At 53.8% G+C, this 17,312-nt stretch carries 17 protein-coding genes and 1 pseudogene; 13 read left to right on the top strand and 5 right to left on the bottom strand.

All coding sequences use genetic code 11. The annotated features are described in order from the left end of the window. Window positions 1-501: 501 nt before the first annotated feature. From GIW79_RS03670 to GIW79_RS03655, 4 genes are read left to right on the top strand one after another with little or no spacing between them, the layout of a single operon-like run. On the top strand, window positions 502-777 hold the full coding sequence (locus GIW79_RS03670; protein ID WP_019816892.1) for a metal/formaldehyde-sensitive transcriptional repressor: 276 nt from the start codon (window positions 502-504) through the stop codon (window positions 775-777). A 20-nt stretch (window positions 778-797) separates the two neighbouring features. After that, the gene (dmeF, locus tag GIW79_RS03665; RefSeq protein ID WP_019816891.1) at window positions 798-1,730 is read left to right on the top strand and encodes a CDF family Co(II)/Ni(II) efflux transporter DmeF; all 933 of its coding nucleotides are present in this window, start codon (window positions 798-800) and stop codon (window positions 1,728-1,730) included. A 39-nt stretch (window positions 1,731-1,769) separates the two neighbouring features. Next, window positions 1,770-2,141, top strand: coding sequence for a hypothetical protein (locus GIW79_RS03660; RefSeq protein WP_236453470.1), 372 nt, complete (start codon window positions 1,770-1,772; stop codon window positions 2,139-2,141). Between the two features lie 2 nt (window positions 2,142-2,143). Beyond that, window positions 2,144-2,344 carry a DUF1289 domain-containing protein gene (locus GIW79_RS03655; protein ID WP_019816980.1) on the top strand — a complete coding sequence of 67 codons (201 nt, stop codon included), beginning with the start codon at window positions 2,144-2,146 and terminating at the stop codon, window positions 2,342-2,344. Between the two features lie 20 nt (window positions 2,345-2,364). Here the strand turns inward: GIW79_RS03655 and GIW79_RS03650 are convergent, their stop codons facing one another. From GIW79_RS03650 to GIW79_RS03640, 3 genes are all read right to left on the bottom strand, one after another. After that, entirely contained in the window at window positions 2,365-4,722 is a 2,358-nt protein-coding gene (locus GIW79_RS03650; RefSeq protein WP_024014913.1) for a heavy metal translocating P-type ATPase, read from the bottom strand. Between the two features lie 180 nt (window positions 4,723-4,902). Beyond that, window positions 4,903-5,436 carry a cupredoxin domain-containing protein gene (locus GIW79_RS03645; protein WP_019816982.1) on the bottom strand — a complete coding sequence of 178 codons (534 nt, stop codon included), beginning with the start codon at window positions 5,434-5,436 and terminating at the stop codon, window positions 4,903-4,905. 157 nt (window positions 5,437-5,593) lie between these two features. Next, the gene (locus GIW79_RS03640; RefSeq protein WP_024014911.1) at window positions 5,594-5,947 is read right to left on the bottom strand and encodes a co-regulatory protein PtrA N-terminal domain-containing protein; all 354 of its coding nucleotides are present in this window, start codon (window positions 5,945-5,947) and stop codon (window positions 5,594-5,596) included. A 204-nt stretch (window positions 5,948-6,151) separates the two neighbouring features. Between GIW79_RS03640 and GIW79_RS03635 the strand changes: the two genes are divergently transcribed. The 5 genes and pseudogenes from GIW79_RS03635 to GIW79_RS29740 form a co-directional block, all read left to right on the top strand. Continuing rightward, complete coding sequence (locus GIW79_RS03635) at window positions 6,152-6,838, top strand: heavy metal response regulator transcription factor (protein ID WP_019816984.1); 687 nt, start codon at window positions 6,152-6,154, stop codon at window positions 6,836-6,838. Continuing rightward, window positions 6,838-8,226, top strand: a complete 1,389-nt coding sequence (locus GIW79_RS03630) for a heavy metal sensor histidine kinase (RefSeq protein WP_019816985.1) — start codon at window positions 6,838-6,840, stop codon at window positions 8,224-8,226. Before GIW79_RS03635 ends, GIW79_RS03630 begins: the two co-directional genes overlap by 1 nt. A 359-nt stretch (window positions 8,227-8,585) precedes the next feature. Next, window positions 8,586-8,969: a copper homeostasis periplasmic binding protein CopC gene (copC, locus tag GIW79_RS03625; RefSeq protein WP_024014909.1), complete on the top strand. Its 384-nt coding sequence runs from the start codon at window positions 8,586-8,588 to the stop codon at window positions 8,967-8,969. Window positions 8,970-8,972: 3 nt separating this feature from the next. Beyond that, window positions 8,973-9,911, top strand: a complete 939-nt coding sequence (copD, locus tag GIW79_RS03620) for a copper homeostasis membrane protein CopD (RefSeq protein ID WP_019816987.1) — start codon at window positions 8,973-8,975, stop codon at window positions 9,909-9,911. A 73-nt stretch (window positions 9,912-9,984) separates the two neighbouring features. Beyond that, a pseudogene (locus tag GIW79_RS29740) lies at window positions 9,985-10,208 on the top strand (hypothetical protein); the annotation flags it as partial. A gap of 290 nt (window positions 10,209-10,498) precedes the next feature. Here the strand turns inward: GIW79_RS29740 and GIW79_RS03615 are convergent. Further along, window positions 10,499-10,906 carry a MerR family transcriptional regulator gene (locus GIW79_RS03615; RefSeq protein WP_019816989.1) on the bottom strand — a complete coding sequence of 136 codons (408 nt, stop codon included), beginning with the start codon at window positions 10,904-10,906 and terminating at the stop codon, window positions 10,499-10,501. 913 nt (window positions 10,907-11,819) lie between these two features. On the opposite strand from GIW79_RS03615, the gene GIW79_RS03610 reads away from it, so the two are divergent. The 3 genes from GIW79_RS03610 (at window position 11,820) to GIW79_RS29655 (ending at window position 15,263) form a co-directional block, all read left to right on the top strand. Next, a complete protein-coding gene (locus tag GIW79_RS03610; protein ID WP_232392676.1) occupies window positions 11,820-13,892 on the top strand; it encodes a heavy metal translocating P-type ATPase in 2,073 nt (690 codons plus the stop codon). 130 nt (window positions 13,893-14,022) lie between these two features. After that, window positions 14,023-14,526 (top strand): signal peptidase II, encoded by a 504-nt coding sequence (gene lspA, locus GIW79_RS03605; protein ID WP_019816991.1) that lies wholly within the window; start codon window positions 14,023-14,025, stop codon window positions 14,524-14,526. A 2-nt stretch (window positions 14,527-14,528) separates the two neighbouring features. After that, window positions 14,529-15,263: a helix-turn-helix transcriptional regulator gene (locus tag GIW79_RS29655; protein WP_329605949.1), complete on the top strand. Its 735-nt coding sequence runs from the start codon at window positions 14,529-14,531 to the stop codon at window positions 15,261-15,263. Window positions 15,264-15,319: 56 nt separating this feature from the next. On the opposite strand, the gene GIW79_RS03595 is transcribed toward GIW79_RS29655, so the two are convergent. Next, window positions 15,320-16,213 carry a cation transporter gene (locus tag GIW79_RS03595; RefSeq protein WP_032872266.1) on the bottom strand — a complete coding sequence of 298 codons (894 nt, stop codon included), beginning with the start codon at window positions 16,211-16,213 and terminating at the stop codon, window positions 15,320-15,322. A gap of 158 nt (window positions 16,214-16,371) precedes the next feature. Between GIW79_RS03595 and GIW79_RS03590 the strand changes: the two genes are divergently transcribed. Then, on the top strand, window positions 16,372-17,244 hold the full coding sequence (locus tag GIW79_RS03590) for a sterol desaturase family protein (RefSeq protein WP_019816994.1): 873 nt from the start codon (window positions 16,372-16,374) through the stop codon (window positions 17,242-17,244). Window positions 17,245-17,312 lie beyond the last annotated feature (68 nt).

Genomic DNA, 17,312 nt, shown 5'->3' with positions numbered 1-17,312 from the left:
TCTTTGCGGGTTTGTTTGCGCTTACCGGCGTACTCGGCGTCAGCGAAGGTCATCTGCTTCATGGGGAAACTCAGCGGGTGGAATCCGGGTATTTTGCCAAAATCTGGAAGTCTTCTTCAGAGTTTCCCTAAGACGACCATGTGAATTACCCTCGTGCTGAGCGGTGTCTTTTCCCCGCAGCGACAGCATCGACGTTGACACCATGGCAAGGTCAACGATTATCTAATCAAAGCCGTGAGCGCAGATTTCGAGAAGTTTTACGGGACTTGACCACTCGGCTGCTAATTAGCTCGCTACCATTTGAACGGTTTCCAGGAGTGCGCCCTATTGTTCTCGTCGGTAAAGGTCGGCTAACGGCAACATTGCGGCTCTCTCGCTTGATCCAACGATTTTGTATGCCTCTCGTTTCGTCAACGGCTTTGATCTGTCCTCCCGCGAACCTTGCATAGGTATAGGGGGGAGGCCTATCATGCGACCCTATATAGGTAGGGGGGGTATAGCGTGGGTCATATCGCATCACACAAAGACGATCTTCTTAAACGTGTAAAACGTATTGCCGGGCAAATTCAAGCTGTTGAACGAGCATTGGAATCGGACTTCGACTGCGCCAAGACACTACATCTTGTTGCGGCCACTCGGGGTGCCATCAACGGGCTGATGGAGGAGATCATCGAGGATCACGCACGAGCACATGTCGCGAACCCCGCGCTCAGCGAAGAAGAGCGTAACAAGGGCGTCGAAGAGCTTCTTGAAGCTATCCGCCGGTACTCCAAGTGAATGCATCCAGGTAAACACGTATGAGCAGGACCGACATCGATTACACACACGACCACGTGTTTCTAGGCTCAGCGCACGATGAGAATGCCAAGCGTACGCTTTGGGTTGTAGCACTCACGGTGGTAATGATGATCGGGGAGATCACCGCCGGCTATATCACGGGTTCGATGGCGTTACTGGCCGATGGCTTCCACATGGCAACCCATGCCGGCGCATTGGGCATCGCGGCGGCCGCTTACGGATACGCAAAACGCCACGCTACCAGCCAGCGCTACAGTTTCGGTACAGGAAAGGTTGGAGACTTGGGCGGGTTCGCCTCGGCGCTGATTCTTGGCATGATTTCGTTGGGCATTGGCGTTGAATCGTTCATGCGTTTGTTGCAGCCAACACCGGTTCAGTTTGGCACCGCGACCCTCATCGCCGTTGTCGGTTTGCTCGTCAACATTGTCAGTGCCCTGCTGCTGGGTCATGGGCATGGGCATGGGCATGGACATGGACATGGGCACGACCACGATCACCCTCATGCCCACAACGGAAACGACAACAACTTGAGGTCCGCCTATGTCCACGTCGTTGCAGACGCGCTGACGTCGATTCTGGCCATCGCTGCCTTGCTTGCCGGTCGATATCTGGGTTGGGTGTGGCTCGACCCGGTCATGGGTATCGTCGGCGCTATCGTTATCGCGCGTTGGGCCTGGACCTTGATGGGGGTAACTGCGGGCGTGTTGCTCGATCAGACCGACGCGCACGTTGCCGAGGAAATCCGCGAACTCGTTGAGAAACCTGGTGGCGCTACCATTACAGACTTGCACGTTTGGAGGGTGGGACCTCAAGCGTGCGCGGCGATCGTCAGCGTTCTAGGTGAAGCCACTGTGAACGCCGAGAGCATTCGTGAGCGTCTCAAAACAGTTCACGAAGTCAGCCACCTGACCGTCGAGTTCCGGCAGACATGACTCAGCGCCTGTCCAGCACAACCTCTATAGGACACACCGATGCCGCCCGGTAAACGTGAACTGGCTCGGATCGAGCGCCAGTTGATCGTCACGCTCACCGACGCGTGCGAAACAGCAAAGGACGAGATAAAGGGGTTTATTTGGCTCACTCACACCGCTGACCTAAGTGCGTTGGCTGAAACCCTGAAGGTCATCTGGGTGTTCGAAACCCTGGCTGACAGGAAGCGGGCCGAGATTGACGCGAAGGCCCGCATCTTTGAGTTGACGGCGATCGCCTTGAAAGAGGCCAATCTTGACCTGCCTGTTTCAGACCGCAATGTCCGCTTTGACTCGGAGCAAGAGTGCCAACGCACGCACATAGGCGACTGGAAACGTCGCGTGGCTCAACTAGATAAAGCTAAGGGGGACTGACCATGGCAAAAGAAATCGAGAATCCTTGTATCTCGGTTTGCCAACTCAGTGGTGATCTGTGTGTGAGCTGCGGGCGGAATAAGGAAGACATCAGAAAGTGGAAGCGCATGAAGCGGCCCGAAAAAATGGCCGCTGTGCAAAGGGCGAATGCGCGCTTAAAGGGATTGAAGAAAGCACATGGATCGCCATTCCCCCCGAGTTAAAACCGCTGCAATTTTGAAGGTCAGTCAACTCGGGTATTCCTCAGCCTCAATGCATTGAAAACTACCGACGCGGAACTGACGCTCATGGCTATGGCAGCGATCATTGGCGACAGGAGGTGCCCCGTCAATGGATAGAGCAAACCAGCGGCAAGAGGTATACCCATTGAGTTGTAGAGAAAAGCAAAGCCCAAATTCTGGCGCATGTTTTTAACTGTGGCGACCGAAAGAGCTCGTGCTCGTAAGATCCCCATCAGGTCACCTTTGACCAGCGTGAGTTGCGCGCTATTCATCGCCACGTCAGTCCCCGTTCCCATGGCTATCCCCACATCTGCTCGCGCCAGGGCCGGAGCATCGTTGATACCGTCACCTGCCATGGCCACTTTTCGCCCGTGTTGCTGTAGGTCTGCCACCAGACGTTCCTTGTCTTGGGGTTTGACTTCACCGTGGACCTCTTCAATCCCCATCTCCCTGGCGACAGCCCGAGCGGTAGTAAGCCCGTCCCCAGTAGCCATGATGATTTTCACGTTGTGAGCCTTAAGCTTGGTGACGGCCTCTTTTGAGGTTGGCTTGATCGGATCTGATACGGCCAACAAACCTGCCAATGCGCCGTCGACGGCGAGGTAGATAATACTGATGCCGTCAAGTCGCAACACCTCAGCGCGCTCTTGTAGGGAGTTGGTGCTCACGCCTGCGGCTTCCATCAACGCTGTGTTCCCCAGCTGGAGCTTCTTGCCATCGACAACGCCACTGACGCCGATACCCGAATCCGACTCAAAGGATTCGGGCTTGGTGAGCTTTATGTTCTCGGCTCGGGCGTGATCGACGATCGCATGTGCTAAAGGATGCTCGCTGCCCTGATCAAGGCTGGCAGCCAGGTGAAGGACGTCGTCGGGATTGAAGGTGGGAGTGGCCTCCACGCTGTGAAACACGGGCCGTCCCTCTGTCAGGGTGCCTGTCTTGTCGACAATCAGCGTGTCGATTCTGCAAAGGCTTTCAATTGCACTGGCATCTCTGAACAAAACACCCATGCTGGCTGCTTTACCTGTCGACACCATGATCGACATAGGCGTAGCAAGTCCCAACGCACAGGGACAAGCGATGATCAGCACGGCGACAGCGTTGATTAGACCAAACACCCAACTGGGCTCAGGGCCGAAAAGCCCCCAACCGATAAATGTCATTATCGCAATCGCGATAACACCCATCACGAAGTAGCCGGCAATCGAGTCGGCCATTCGTTGCATCGGCGCCTTGGAACGCTGAGCTCTCGCGACCATCTGTACGATCTGGGACAGCATGGTTTCGGCACCGACCTTCTGGGCCTCCATCACCAGGCTCCCATGCGTATTCAGCGTGGCGCCGATCAGGCTATCTCCAGCTTTCTTCATTACCGGGACTGGCTCGCCAGTGAGCATCGACTCATCCACCGCACTTTCACCCTCAAGTACCGAACCATCAACTGGCACCTTTTCACCCGGTCTGACCCGTAAGTGGTCTCCCAGGTGCACATGTGTGAGAGGAATGTCTTCCTCCTGGCCATCGGCATTGATCCGGCGTGCAGTTTTGGGCGAAAGGCCGAGAAGAGACTTAATGGCGGCGGAAGTTTGTGATCGGGCTTTGAGCTCAAGGATCTGGCCAAGCAACGTGAGCGAGATGATGACCGCTGCCGCTTCGAAGTAAACGCCGATACGTCCATCTTGCATGAAATTGGAGGGAAAACTTTGGGGGAAGAGCGTTGCTATGACGCTGTACAGATAAGCTGCGGCGGTGCCCAACCCAATCAGAGTCCACATGTTGGGACTGCGATTTTTAACCGAGGCCAGTCCCCTTACAAAAAAAGGCCATCCTGCCCATAAGGTCACGGGTGTCGCCAGAGCGAACTCGATCCAGTTTTGAGCCGAACCATGAAGAAGTTGTAACGAGTGACCCGCCATCGCGAGCACGGTTACGACCACGGTTAAGGGCAGCGACCACCAGAAGCGGCGATTGAAATCCCGGAGTTCAGGATTTTCTTCTTCATCAAGCGCCGGCATGACAGGCTCTAGTGCCATGCCACATTTAGGACAGTTACCGGGGCCGGTCTGCCGTATTTCAGGATGCATCGGGCACGTAAATTCAGTGCCCGTTTGTACCGCAGACTCCGGCGTTGTGCTGCCTGACTCGTTGCGCACCACGTGGCCACTGTAGCGCTCAGGGTCCGCTCGAAACTTCTCCTGACATTTCAGGCTACAGAACCGATACGTCTGTCCTTGGTAAGTCTCAGCAAATTTACTCGACGAAGTGACTGCCATTCCACACACCGGGTCATGTAGATCAGCATCATCCCGGGAAGCAGCATGGGTGTGATTATGGTCGTGATGGCCAGAGGTGGTAGGCATGTCTATTCCCCTTGTAAGGTGCTACTAGAAATGAGCATATTCAGTACAACGCTGATTTGCGGCTCCACAGTGGTGCGGTGATGTTTCCGCACGGACCCCGGCTGAGAAGCGTTGCTATGTTACTTGCGACTTAGCGTAGCCAACTCTTGCGTCGGGCCGGCAGAAACAGCCGACTCCGGTTTATTTCAGATCAAATTCGCCGACCATTCCCGATTGGTAATGCCCCGGCACGTTGCAGGCAAACTGAAGCCCTGCACTGTCGTTGAAGGTCCAGATCAGCTCTTGGGTTGAGCCAGGCTCAATCAGGACACTGTTAGGGTCGTCATGCTCCATTGCGACCATCTTCATTCCGCCCATGCCGTGGCTCATGCCGCTCATCTTCCCGGTACCGGTAGGGCTTAATGTTCCGTTCTTGAACATGCTTGCCATTTCTTTCTGGTGTGCTGCATGAGCAGCGGCTTTGCCGATGTTGAACTCATGCAGCAGCGAACCCTCGTTGCGAAGGACAAAGCGGATTGTTTCACCAGGTTTTACGTCGATGCTTTTAGGCTTGAAAAAAATGTCGCCCATCTCGACCTCTACAGTGCGGGTAACGTCAGAGGCCACACCAGGCTGGCCTATGTCGTCTTGTCCATGCCCAGCATTAGCCATAGCCGTAGCAGCGAAAAAAAGGGTCATTGCTGCGATGAACGGGGTAGCGAGCGTAGTTTTCATGGTGACCTCAGGAATACGTGGGAACATTGGCTATGCTAATGATGCTCAGCTGCCAGCTAACTGACTTGGGCATTACTTCTTTGTCAGTTTTCTAAATAGATACGGCGTCCAATTGACGCCGCAACAAGATGCTGACAAGTACTTATCCTGGGGGCGTTTATTGATGGTTTTCTGAAAGCATCAATTTGTGCTCGCGCTGCATCTGGCGCAAAACGTCGTCAACAATTTTGTCGTGCTTCTCCATCCAGGCTAGATGCTGTTGGGGTGACATTGAGGCATCTGGGTGATCGTTGTGGAGCTGGCTCATGATGTCGCCAAGCATCTTCATGTGTTCTGCCATGTGGACGTGACGCTCTCCTTCAGGGGCTTGTTCAGCTTTCATCAACGTGGCCTCGGCCTTGTCGCGCAAACCTTCCATACGCTCAATCACACGATCTCCGCCGCTTTCAGCCCACACAGAAGCCGAGACCAGTATCGAGCTTACAAAAAACAGCATTTTCAGGTGGTTCATCGGGGTAGCTCCTCATGAGGGAATCCGACTTCCATACGATTCATCGCTCAGAGGTCGGTCGAGCACCAATGAAGTGCTCATGTCTGAACCCTAGCCAGCACTCGCTGACATCTACCTGAAGCCAAGATTACTTTTCTGTCAGTTGCTGGTTGGCTGCCAGTTTTCGTTGCAGACTCCGCTTAACCTTTATCTGAGAACGACCTCATGAGACTTCTTGTCGCTGAAGACGAACCAAAAATAGGTATCTATTTGCAGCAAGGGCTCAACGAGGCCGGGTTCAATGTCGACCGTTTCACGAATGGAAAAGAGGCGCTTCAGCACGCTTTGAGCGAAGCCTATGATCTGCTGATTCTCGACGTCATGATGCCGGGTTTGGATGGCTGGGAAGTCCTGCAGAAGGTGCGCGCTTCCGGGAAAGACGTCCCGGTGCTTTTTCTCACCGCCAGAGACCGCGTTGAAGACCGAGTGAAGGGACTTGAACTCGGTGCGGATGACTATCTGATCAAACCCTTCGCGTTTTCTGAATTGCTTGCTCGAGTCAGAACGCTGCTGCGTCGCGGTAGCAGCGCACCTTCGCAAACCTTTATGAAACTGGCTGACCTTGAAGTGGACCTGCTCAAGCGTCGAGCCATCCGAGGAGGCAAACGCATAGACCTTACGGCCAAAGAGTTCGCGTTGCTTGAGCTTCTGCTGCGTCGTCGAGGGGAGGTGCTGCCAAAGTCTCTTATCGCCTCCCAGGTTTGGGATATGAACTTCGACAGCGATACCAACGTTATCGAGGTTGCAGTGAGACGGCTCAGGGCCAAGATAGACGACGATTTTGAGGTCAAGTTGATTCATACCTCAAGGGGAATGGGTTACATGCTCGATGCACCAGATTCGGAGTCGTGATGAACCGGATGTCCCTGACGACTCGTATGAGTCTGATGTTTATGCTCGCGGTAACGGCCGTGCTCACGGTCGCCGGACTCAGTTTCAATAACCTCAGCCGGCATCATTTCAAGATGCTGGATCAGCAGGCATTGTACGAAAAACTCCACTCGACCCAGCGGATCTTGTCCGGGCTGAGCAACATCGATCAATTCAGCGAGGCTAAACCGGAGTTAGAAGCGCTGCTGGGCGCACACCGTGATTTGACTGCGCTTATCATCGATGGCGACGGCAAGGTGCTGTTTGCGGATCCCGGCCCGGTCGACGTTCCGAAGGCGTTTCGAACAACCACAAACACAACCGTCTGGGAATGGCGGGAGCAAGAGCAGATGTTCCGTGGTGTGACTGCGCAATCCGTAGTGACGGGACAAGAAAGGCCATTAACTGTCATGTTGATTTTTGACGTTACGCAGCATATGTCCTTTTTCGAGACGCTCGAACGATGGTTTTGGATAGGGTTGGTGATCAGCGCATTGGTCAGTGCTGCACTCGGCTGGATGGTAGCTAGCAGTGGCATGCGGCCTATCCGCCAGGTCACATGGGTTGCTGCCTCCATGTCAGCAAAATCACTCAAGGAGCGTATTCCCCTGGCACCCGTTCCGAAAGAGCTTCAACAGATGGTGTTGTCGTTCAACGCCATGTTATCCAGGCTCGACGATGCATTTGTCCGGTTATCCAACTTTTCGGCAGACATTGCCCACGAACTACGGACCCCCGTGAGCAACTTGATGACCCACACTGAAGTGGTGCTTTCGAGAAAAAGAAACATCGAGGACTACGAAGACAATTTGTACTCCAATCTTGATGACTTGAAGCGCATGAGCCGGATGATTGATGACATGCTTTTTCTGGCGAAATCTGACAATGGTCTAATTACGCACGAGAGCAAGCCAATAGACCTGGTGGCTGTCGTGGAAAAATTGCTTGAGTACTACCGCCTGTTGGCTGATGAACGAGGGATCGAGCTCAAGGTTTCAGGACGGGGGAGCGTGCGAGGTGATGTTCTTATGCTCCACCGAGCGATTTCCAATCTGCTCTCAAATGCGCTGCGCTACACCTATGAAGGGACGTCAATCAGTGTCGATATTCAGCACAAGGATGCGTCGGTAACGGTTGTCGTGGAAAACTATGGTGAGCCCATTGCCCCCGAACACCTTGAAAAGCTGTTTGATCGTTTTTATCGCGTGGACCCAGCGCGGCGAGAAGGAAGTCCGAGCAACGCAGGGCTAGGTCTGTCAATTACCCGATCAATTGTCGAAGCGCACAATGGCAAGATCTGGTGTACGTCAGGCGACGGGAAAACGGCTTTTCATCTTGAGTTTCCGGCCGTCGATTCCACGGTTAGCTGAGCGACAAAACATTGGGACCAACGACGTCTTGGCGTTCTGCGTTTGCTACGCCTCTGCGGATTTTTCAAAGTGATTGAGCTCCCCTGTCCTGCGGTACGCCGTGTCTTTTCCAGGTCTTGCTACGCTCAACGATTAGATGCCAAACATCGGATCAAGCTGACTGAAATGTAATCGAACAGTTTGTGATCGTGTGGCATCGTGTTCTCGCACTGTGACGTTAGGGCTAGCGAGTTTCTCCTGTTCAACCTGGCGAAGAGGACGGGGGCTCCAAGTTAATCAACAGTGGTTTTTAAAGAAATTAAAAACTAGTTCCTCCCAAAAAACCTCGAATCAACAGCGCTTGCTGTGAGGAGTCTTGCATGTCATTCCTTAAAACTACGTCCGTGGCTGTTGCAATCACTGCTGGTTTGCTTCTGAGTGCAGTGGCCCAGGCACATCCAAAACTACTTTCTTCCACTCCGGCAGAAGGCTCGGATGCGGCGGCTCCGTCGAAAATCGAACTGCATTTTTCTGAGAATCTCACCACTCAGTTCTCCGGTGCAAAGCTGATCATGACCGACATGCCAGGCATGCCTAACTCACCCATGGGTGTAAAGGCCGCCGTCGCTGCTGGTGGTGATCCGAAAACCATGGTGATTACGCCGGCTGCACCGCTGACCACCGGCACCTACAAAGTTGAATGGCGTGCAGTGTCTTCGGACACCCACCCGATCACCGGCAACTTTTCATTCAAAGTGAAATAATCCATGAGCGACTCATTAAATATCGTGGTTCGCTTTGCTCTCTATTTTGACCTGATGTTGTTATTTGGACTGGCCATATTTGGCTTGTACAGCCTCAGGGGAAAGGAAAGGGTATCGGGCACGGTCTTGAACTTTGAGTCGCTTCTCTACGGTACTTCTGTTGCAGGTGTAGTTCTGTCCCTTGCTGCGATGTTGTTGCTTGCAAAAGCAATGAGCGGTGTATCGGAGCTTATGGAGCTACATCACCACATTTTTGAAATGGTCATCATGGGCACCGACGTTGGGCTGACCTGGATGGTTCGGATAGCCGCCTTGGTGGGGGCAATTCTGGGCGTCGCGTTGAATAAACGATATCCGACACCCAGCCTCTGGATCGTCACCGTCTGTGGAGCAATCGCGTTGGCCACGCTAGCCTGGACGGGGCATGGTGCCATGGACGAAGGCAGCCGCCGCTACTGGCATTTTCTCAGCGACATTTTCCATTTATTAGCGGCAGGTGGCTGGTTGGGTGCTCTAGCGGCCTTCGCTCTACTGCTACGGTTGAAATCGCTGAAGGGTGAGGAGGAAGCACGTATTCTTGCCCGCGTGCTGACTGGCTTTGAGTCGGCCGGCGGTGTGATTGTTGCGATCATAAGCGTTACGGGAGTAGTAAATTACCTTTTCATCGTCGGTCCCAACCTTGATGAGGTCATGCTCAGTACCTATGGCCAGTTGCTGTTTTTGAAGATCCTGCTCTTTGCCGGGATGATCGTTTTAGCGACGCTGAACCGCTTTCACTTAAGCCCGCTATTGGAGCGCTCGGTTCGCAATGGTCAATACTCTGTAGCGGTCAATGCCTTGCGCCGCAGCATGAAATTCGAATTCCTGATGGCAATCCTCATCATCTGTCTTGTCGCATGGTTAGGCACGCTAAGTCCTGAAATGGAAATGAGCGCGCAATAGAGGTTTCTGGCAGCTAACCCAGAAGCCTGGAGCGTGATTGTTAGCACCATTTCTACTGGCTACACTTCAGCCCATGACACGCTGTCTACGGCTTTGCCTGATTTTCCTGATTAGCCTGGCGCTTCCCCTCAGCGGGATGGCGGGTGTTCAAGCGCCGGAGAGCCATGTCCAATGAAACCCTTGGATGGCGGATGACAACATGGGCCAACGCTGCCGCCGTGACATGAAGTCCCCCGAACTCGGTGAACCCCGTAAGCCGAGCAAGGGTGCAAAACAGGCGGTAAGCTGCACATTTCAAAGCGGCAATGAATTTACCCTGTCGCACGGTTAAGCACTTTGCGTCAGAAATTTAATAAGCACGGAGGTGTCGGTGGTTCAATAATGATAACTGAGCACGGTTAACTTAGAGCTATTACCATCGATTTTCCCACATGTCGCCGCATGCGGTTTTAATGGGATGGCAAATTTGCGAACCACAGGACAATCCTAAGGCACGCATCCTGAAATAAACCAAGATAGCGGACTTTATTGCACAATGACGATTCTCACCTCGTACAATCTCTACGCACATGGAGTCTTTTGCCGCGTTAACTACGATTCGACAATGATTCAATGATGCGACATTGCTCTATAACACCACCGTGGCAGCAAACACTCAGTCGTGTCAGTTCGGCTTCTAAACCTCGTAAGTCCTGAATACGGATTCGAACTTGTTGGAGTTGCCCTTGCACTTTCGCATCCACAGCGGCGCAGGAAGCGTCGCGTCGGTCAGCCAGGCCGAGTAGATCGCGAATGTCATCGACGCTGAACCCAAGCGCGCGGCTGCGACGGATAAACAGCAGCCGGTTGCGCTCTTCATCTGTGTAAAAGCGATAACCCGACGGTGATCTTCCAGCAGAAGGCAGCAGCCCTGACTGCTCGTAATAGCGGATGGTTACGGCTTTGGTATCGGTCAGCTTCGCCAAGGCACCGATCGTGTACGTGGGCGCATTCATTTCTCTTGACCCTATAGTTGCTGGAATCCTCATTCTACTCGCGTCAGGCAACAAGCAAATCCTTGCTCACCGTTCTACCGATCGCCAGGCCTCTGATCGATGAAAACCCTCCCCGCCGATCTCTTCAACTCGAGTTTGGACGCTTTGCTCTGCACATGGCTGCTTACCTTCGTAGCAGAGCTTCTGTGCTGCTCGTCGGCCGCCGCATAGGGCAAGTGCCCTGTGTGCTTTGCTGTGAGGACGGGATGCCGCCTGATATTAGCGTCACGAAATAGGACGCCGTTGATGCCAACACCGTAGGCGCGAGGGGAAGCAGCATTTCCTATCTACTACCGGCCACTTACTCACTGTGATCACGTTGAACATGAATGGTCGCTGGTGGATGCCTTAAGGCATCGAAGAATCTCTTGACCTTATAGTGGCTATAAGGTGTTCACTCTCGCCATGAAAAGCGGAGAGCGTTCTCATGAAAAACTGTTGCGGTGACGAGCAAGCACCAAAAAAGCCAGCGGGCGTGGACGTTTTTGACCCTGTCGCATCCGGGAGCTGCTGTGCGACTTCCGCAACATCGGGTGAAGACGAAACCGATCGAGATCGAACTACCAGTTGCTGTTCTTCTAAGACCTCGGACGTGAATCCTGCGCTTTCAACAACCAAAAGTGCGGATGGCTGCTCTGCTGGAGGCAACGGCGGAAAGACAAGCTGCTCCACTTCATCTCCGACATCTTCTCAATATCCACCTACCGAACCGAACGAGCCCACCACCTCGGTTGTTACCGATGCATGTTGCTCTGCATCTGGAACGGATGGCCCAAGCGCGTGCGCATCCAAAGTGTCATCAGCCGTTGTCAACGACACGGCTCGCTTGAGTCGTTTCCGGATTGGGCAAATGTGCTGTCCTACCGAGCAGGCGATGATTGAGGGCAAGCTTGCAAAGATGCCTGGAATTCAGAAATTGGAATTCAACATGATGAACCGTACTCTAGGTGTCTGGCACGAATTGCCACATACCCTGGGAATCGAAGCGGCCGTGTCATCGCTTGGTATGCAGGCGGAACCGTTGAATGGCGCGGTCGACGTACCAGGCGCGGATAAGCAGCAAAGCCAGTTTGAAGCTGAATCACTGCGCAAAAGCACCTGGTGGCCGTTAGCGCTGTCTGGTATTGCTGCGGTAGGCGCGGAAATTTTGCATTTCACCCAGGCAGCCCCCGAATGGGTGATTGCTGCTGTAGCTTTAATCTCGGTAGCACTCTGCGGGCCCGCGACTTACAAGAAAGGTTGGATCTCTCTCAAAAATTTCAATCTCAACATAAACGCGTTGATGAGCATTGCGGTGACGGGAGCGGTCCTGATTGGGCAGTGGCCAGAAGCGGCGATGGTCATGTTTTTATTTACTGTTGCCGAATTGGTTGAGGCCAAGTCGTTGGATCGTGCACGCAATGCGATCAAAGGACTGATGGACTTGACCCCAAATCATGCAACGGTGCGCCAGGCAGACGGCAGTTGGCTGGACGTAGATGTCAAAACCGTCCAGATCAGCTCCTTGGTTCGAGTTCGCCCCGGCGAGCGCATTGGTCTGGATGGCAACGTGATCTCCGGCAACTCTACCGTAAACCAAGCCCCTATCACCGGGGAAAGCTTGCCCATCGAGAAAGCTGTCGGTGACCCTGTTTATGCCGGCTCGATCAATGAGTCCGGTTCCTTCGAGTACCGCGTGACGGCTGAGGCCAGCAATACGACACTGGCCCGGATTATTCATGCTGTGGAGGAAGCCCAAGGTTCACGCGCCCCGATCCAGCGGGTCGTCGATAAGTTCGCCAAGGTTTATACGCCATCGGTGTTTTTCTTCGCCCTTGCCGTTGCGATATTCCCGCCCCTGTTTATGGCCGGATTATGGGCTGACTGGATTTATCGGGCGCTGGTGCTTCTGGTAGTCGCTTGCCCTTGCGCACTGGTGATTTCGACCCCGGTGACCATTGTAAGCGGCCTCGCGGCAGCGGCGCGAAAAGGCATTTTAATCAAGGGCGGGGCGTACCTGGAAAGCGGTCGCAAGATCACCCATCTGGCCTTGGATAAAACTGGGACCATTACCCATGGCAAGCCCGTACAGACCGATTTTCTGCCTCTAGCTGATGGATTATCTAGAGATTATCGCATTGCCGCCGCGAGCCTTGCCCAACGTTCGGATCATCCGGTTTCGCGGGCTATTGCCAAACAAACGGCCCAGCAATCGCTGCGGTTGCTGGAAGTGGATAACTTCGAAGCGCTGCTGGGCCGAGGGGTCCGCGGCGAGATCGAGGGTAAGCGCTACCAGTTGGGTAACCATCGTTTGTTGGAGGAGTTGGGGTTCTGCTCACCTAATACCGAAGCCGCCCTGGGCCACCTTGAGCGGCAAGGGAAAACTGTAGTCATTCTGTCCGATGACAAACGGGCGCTGGCGTTGTTTGCAGTCGCCGATACGGTAAAAGCCACCAGCCGAGCCGCAATCGAGGAGCTTCACGCGTTAGGTGTGAAGACTGTGATGTTGACAGGGGACAACCCACATACCGCGCTGGCAATTGCCGCGCAGGTAAACATTGACGAGGCCAAGGGCAATCTCCTACCGATCGATAAGCTCAAAGCCATCGAAGCCTTGATCGATCATAAAGGCACCGTCGGCATGGTCGGTGACGGAATAAACGATGCCCCTGCGCTTGCTCGGGCTGATGTGGGCTTCGCGATGGGGGCAGCTGGCACCGATACGGCGATCGAGACTGCTGACGTAGCAATCATGGATGATGATTTGCGCAAGATTCCTGCCTTCATTCGTCTCTCCCGCCAGACCGGAGCAGTACTTACGCAAAACATTGCGCTCGCGCTGGGCGTTAAAGCCATCTTCCTAGCCGTTACGCTCACTGGTCACGCTACGATGTGGATGGCGGTATTCGCGGATATGGGGGTAAGCCTGTTGGTAGTACTGAATGGCCTGCGCTTGCTGCGCAAATGATACGGACACGATGCCTGCTTTGCTGTTCCAAGACCTGGATCCCAGTGGGTGATACCGCACGAGCAAGAGTCAGTGCTTTTCAAAAAATACCAGTTTCAGATGTACTGGAACGGTTACTACGGAATAGCCAATGAACGGTTTCCCAATGACAGCTCGTGTACAGCCGCCTACTTTGTGGTGGGGAATTGCAGCGGTCCTGGCGTTGATCGATCAAAGTCTAAAGCTTGGCGTCGAGCACCTTTATGAGCTGGGCTCATCGGTCGCCGTAGGCTCATTTTTCAACATAGTGCATGCACGCAATACCGGCGCCGCGTTCAGCTTCTTGGCTGACGCTGGAGGCTGGCAGCGTTACCTTTTCGTTGTTGTTGCGCTAGCCGTAGCATTGACGCTCGTCGCGATCCTTCAACGGGAACGTCACTGGAGCGAAGCCTTGGGCTATTGTCTCGTTTTGGGTGGGGCTGTTGGCAATCTTATCGACCGTTCTTTGCGAGGCTTTGTCGTGGACTATCTGGATTTTCACTATCAAGGCTGGCACTGGCCCGCGTTTAATCTCGCAGATATATGTATTGTCAGCGGCGCATCGTTTTTATTGGTCATAAGCGTGATTAGCCCCGCGTCGCCAAGCAAACGTTGACGATGGAGCGCCACCTTCCAGTACGTGTCCTAAGGTGGTCTGGTCGCGCATGGCTAACGCCTGGGTTAGCGGTTTTTGCTGGGCATGCTGGTCATCAAGATTGGCATCAGCATCAGGCTCACCAAATAGCTATAGGTATCGACGTGCCTGTAACAGTGGAATGCCTGCCGCGTCAGCACACCGAGTTTGCAGTGTTTATTCCAGCCGGTGTTCGGCATCGAATCAGCGGAGCCCTCATCGTTTCAATCTACTTGGACGTCTTGGCAGAAGAGGGCCAGGTTTTGCCGAAGACCATGACGCCGATTCCGATCAATATCGCCCCGGCTGACGCCGCACTAATTGCTGACTCCTTGAAGGCAGGCGCGGGAGACACTCGGTCCGCAGTGCGAAAAGCCCTACAGATAACCGATGCACCTCCAGTCGCCGATCCTCGCCTGGCAATAGTCAGCACGGCCATTTACCAGGGCATGGTACGACGTGAAGAGTTGGCAGCACTGGTACACCTGTCCCCAACTCGATTCTCGCATTGGTTCGTGGAACAAACCGGTTTGCCGCTGCGTAGCTATGCTAAATGGCTACGACTGACCCAAGCTGTTCGACATCTGGCATCCGGAGAACCTATAACCACCGCTGCGCACGCGTCAGGCTTCTCCGACTCAGCCCACTCTTCCAGAACCTTTCGCTCGCTGTTGGGTATAGATCCCTCATCGGCGCTCGCCGAAGTGAGCTTGCATTAAGCGACTAGGTTAGAGGCTTGCGGCCTTAGCTACAGGCCGCTCGCCGATTGGAATAGTTAAGCTTTTAGAGCCAGGATTCGACGTGCGCCGTTCAAAACGATCAGGCCAACGACCGTACCAATCACCAAGTCTGGGTACGGAGACCCTGTCCAAGCGACCAATGCTCCTGCAGCGATTACGCCAACGTTCGCAATCACATCGTTGGCTGAGAAAATCCAACTCGCTTTCATGTGTGCTCCTCCTTCGCGGTGGCTGTAGATCAGCCACAGGCAAGTGACGTTTGCCACCAGCGCGACGGCGCCTATCCCCATCATCAGCATCGATTCAGGTTCACTGCCATAGAGAAAGCGTCGAGCAACTTCCAAAAGCACACCCAAAGCTAGAATGATCTGAAACATACCTGCCAGGTGTGCTGCACGTACTTGCATTCCCGCGCTGCGGCCGACCGCAAAGAGGGCCAGCCCGTAAACGGCCGCATCAGCAAACATGTCCAGCGAGTCGGCAATCAGCCCCGTCGATTGGGCAATCAGGCCAGCACTCATTTCGGCGAGAAACATTGCACCATTGATGCCGAGCAATATTTTTAATGTGCTGGCTTCCTTTGAAGCGTTTTGCTCTTCATTGGCACTGTTGGCTGATACGGACTCTGGGCTGATGGGCTGCGTATCTAATAGCCTTGCCCCCAAGCCAAGTGACTCCAACTTGGTAGCGATCTGCTCTACGGCCCCTTCGTGAAAAACACTCACCTGTCTACCGGATAGGTCAAAAGAAAGTGAAGCTATTTCCTGCAAGCCATTCAGCGCGAGTCTGATCATCCGTTCTTCGGAAGGACAGTCCATTTTTGGTACTGAAAATTTGCTGATCCATGTCCCTTCATTTAATGGCTTAGCTGCTGCTTCTGGGCCTGCTGAAGCCGGGCCACAGCCACAGGATTTGTCACACGAACTCATGGGGCCGCTCCTCTAAATACACTTGATCCTGTCGATTACAAACCTTCTAGCCGCTATAAGGTCAAGCGAGGATATTCATCATTCGATTGTAGCTCTTTCGTTCAATCCAAACGCCAGCCTGTGACTTATCGTCTTCGCTTCCTAAAAGGAGGTGAGCGATGATCATTATTTTCCGATACGTCATACGTTGGATGAGCTATCCGCTCATATTTGGTGGCACCGCTGCGTTCATGGTTTGGGCGCTTTACACCGGGATTCCGCCATGGCCCACAACACTCCTGATCGCTATTGTGAGCTTGTTCACGATCGCCGCGCTGGAGCAATTCCAACCCTTTCGTCAATCCTGGCTCGAAGATCATCAAGACACCTCGACCGATTTATTGCATATGCTGGTCAACCTTTCTGTCATTCAGTTCACTGCTGAAGTCCTCGCCAAGCTTGGCGATGCGGTGCCGGCATCAGTTCGCCTTTTTCCCAGCGAGAGTCCCCTCTGGTTACAGCTGGTTCTGGTCGCAACCGTCCTCGATTTAAGCCTGTATGTCATGCATCGCATCAGCCATCGGGTGCATTGGCTGTGGCGTATGCACATGATTCATCACAGCGCTGATCGCCTTTATTGGATGAATGGGGAGCGCAGACATCCGCTGCATGCGGCGCTAATGGCCGGACCGGGGCTGGTGGTTCTGCTCGCCTCAGGTGCGCCGTCGGCCGTTATCGCGACTTGGTTCAGCATCTTGACCGTTCATTTAGCCTTCCAGCATTCGAACCTGGACTACTCGTTGGGCTGGTTACGCAACGTGATTGGAGTCGCCGAGACACATCGCTGGCACCATAAGCGAGAGTTCGAAGATGCCCAGGTCAACTTCGGAGAGTTTTTACTTATTTGGGATCACCTATTTGGAACCTTCTATGACGCAGCAAACAAGCTCGGTGATGCGCAGGTAGGGCTAAAAGAGCGAGACTTTCCAACAGGCTATCGTGCGCAGCTAATCGCGCCGTTTAGGCGCAAGCCTCAGAACCATATGATCTGAAGTTGCGTACCACGAAACGCCTATTCGCGCATTTACTGCCATGTGTTGTAGGGTCGTGTAGTGACGAA

It is taken from the genome of Pseudomonas sp. PA-7-1E (assembly GCF_021605325.1).
Taxonomy (GTDB): Bacteria; Pseudomonadota; Gammaproteobacteria; order Pseudomonadales; family Pseudomonadaceae; genus Aquipseudomonas; species Aquipseudomonas fluorescens_BV.
Note: the sequence above shows the minus strand (reverse complement) of the source record. Positions and strands in the feature narration are given on the sequence as shown.

Bases quoted from the DNA above. Each gene is read 5' to 3' on its own strand.
- GIW79_RS03640 (WP_024014911.1), bottom strand. From the start codon at position 5,947: ATGAACCACCTGAAAATGCTGTTTTTTGTAAGCTCGATACTGGTCTCG.
- GIW79_RS03615 (WP_019816989.1), bottom strand. From the start codon at position 10,906: ATGAATGCGCCCACGTACACGATCGGTGCCTTGGCGAAGCTGACCGAT.
- GIW79_RS03645 (WP_019816982.1), bottom strand. From the start codon at position 5,436: ATGAAAACTACGCTCGCTACCCCGTTCATCGCAGCAATGACCCTTTTT.
- copC (WP_024014909.1), top strand. From the start codon at position 8,586: ATGTCATTCCTTAAAACTACGTCCGTGGCTGTTGCAATCACTGCTGGT.
- GIW79_RS03655 (WP_019816980.1), top strand. From the start codon at position 2,144: ATGGCAAAAGAAATCGAGAATCCTTGTATCTCGGTTTGCCAACTCAGT.
- GIW79_RS29655 (WP_329605949.1), top strand. From the start codon at position 14,529: ATGGAGCGCCACCTTCCAGTACGTGTCCTAAGGTGGTCTGGTCGCGCA.
- GIW79_RS03630 (WP_019816985.1), top strand. From the start codon at position 6,838: ATGAACCGGATGTCCCTGACGACTCGTATGAGTCTGATGTTTATGCTC.
- GIW79_RS03650 (WP_024014913.1), bottom strand. From the start codon at position 4,722: ATGCCTACCACCTCTGGCCATCACGACCATAATCACACCCATGCTGCT.
- dmeF (WP_019816891.1), top strand. From the start codon at position 798: ATGAGCAGGACCGACATCGATTACACACACGACCACGTGTTTCTAGGC.
- GIW79_RS03610 (WP_232392676.1), top strand. From the start codon at position 11,820: ATGATTGAGGGCAAGCTTGCAAAGATGCCTGGAATTCAGAAATTGGAA.
- GIW79_RS03590 (WP_019816994.1), top strand. From the start codon at position 16,372: ATGATCATTATTTTCCGATACGTCATACGTTGGATGAGCTATCCGCTC.
- GIW79_RS03635 (WP_019816984.1), top strand. From the start codon at position 6,152: ATGAGACTTCTTGTCGCTGAAGACGAACCAAAAATAGGTATCTATTTG.
- copD (WP_019816987.1), top strand. From the start codon at position 8,973: ATGAGCGACTCATTAAATATCGTGGTTCGCTTTGCTCTCTATTTTGAC.
- GIW79_RS03660 (WP_236453470.1), top strand. From the start codon at position 1,770: ATGCCGCCCGGTAAACGTGAACTGGCTCGGATCGAGCGCCAGTTGATC.
- lspA (WP_019816991.1), top strand. From the start codon at position 14,023: ATGAACGGTTTCCCAATGACAGCTCGTGTACAGCCGCCTACTTTGTGG.
- GIW79_RS03595 (WP_032872266.1), bottom strand. From the start codon at position 16,213: ATGAGTTCGTGTGACAAATCCTGTGGCTGTGGCCCGGCTTCAGCAGGC.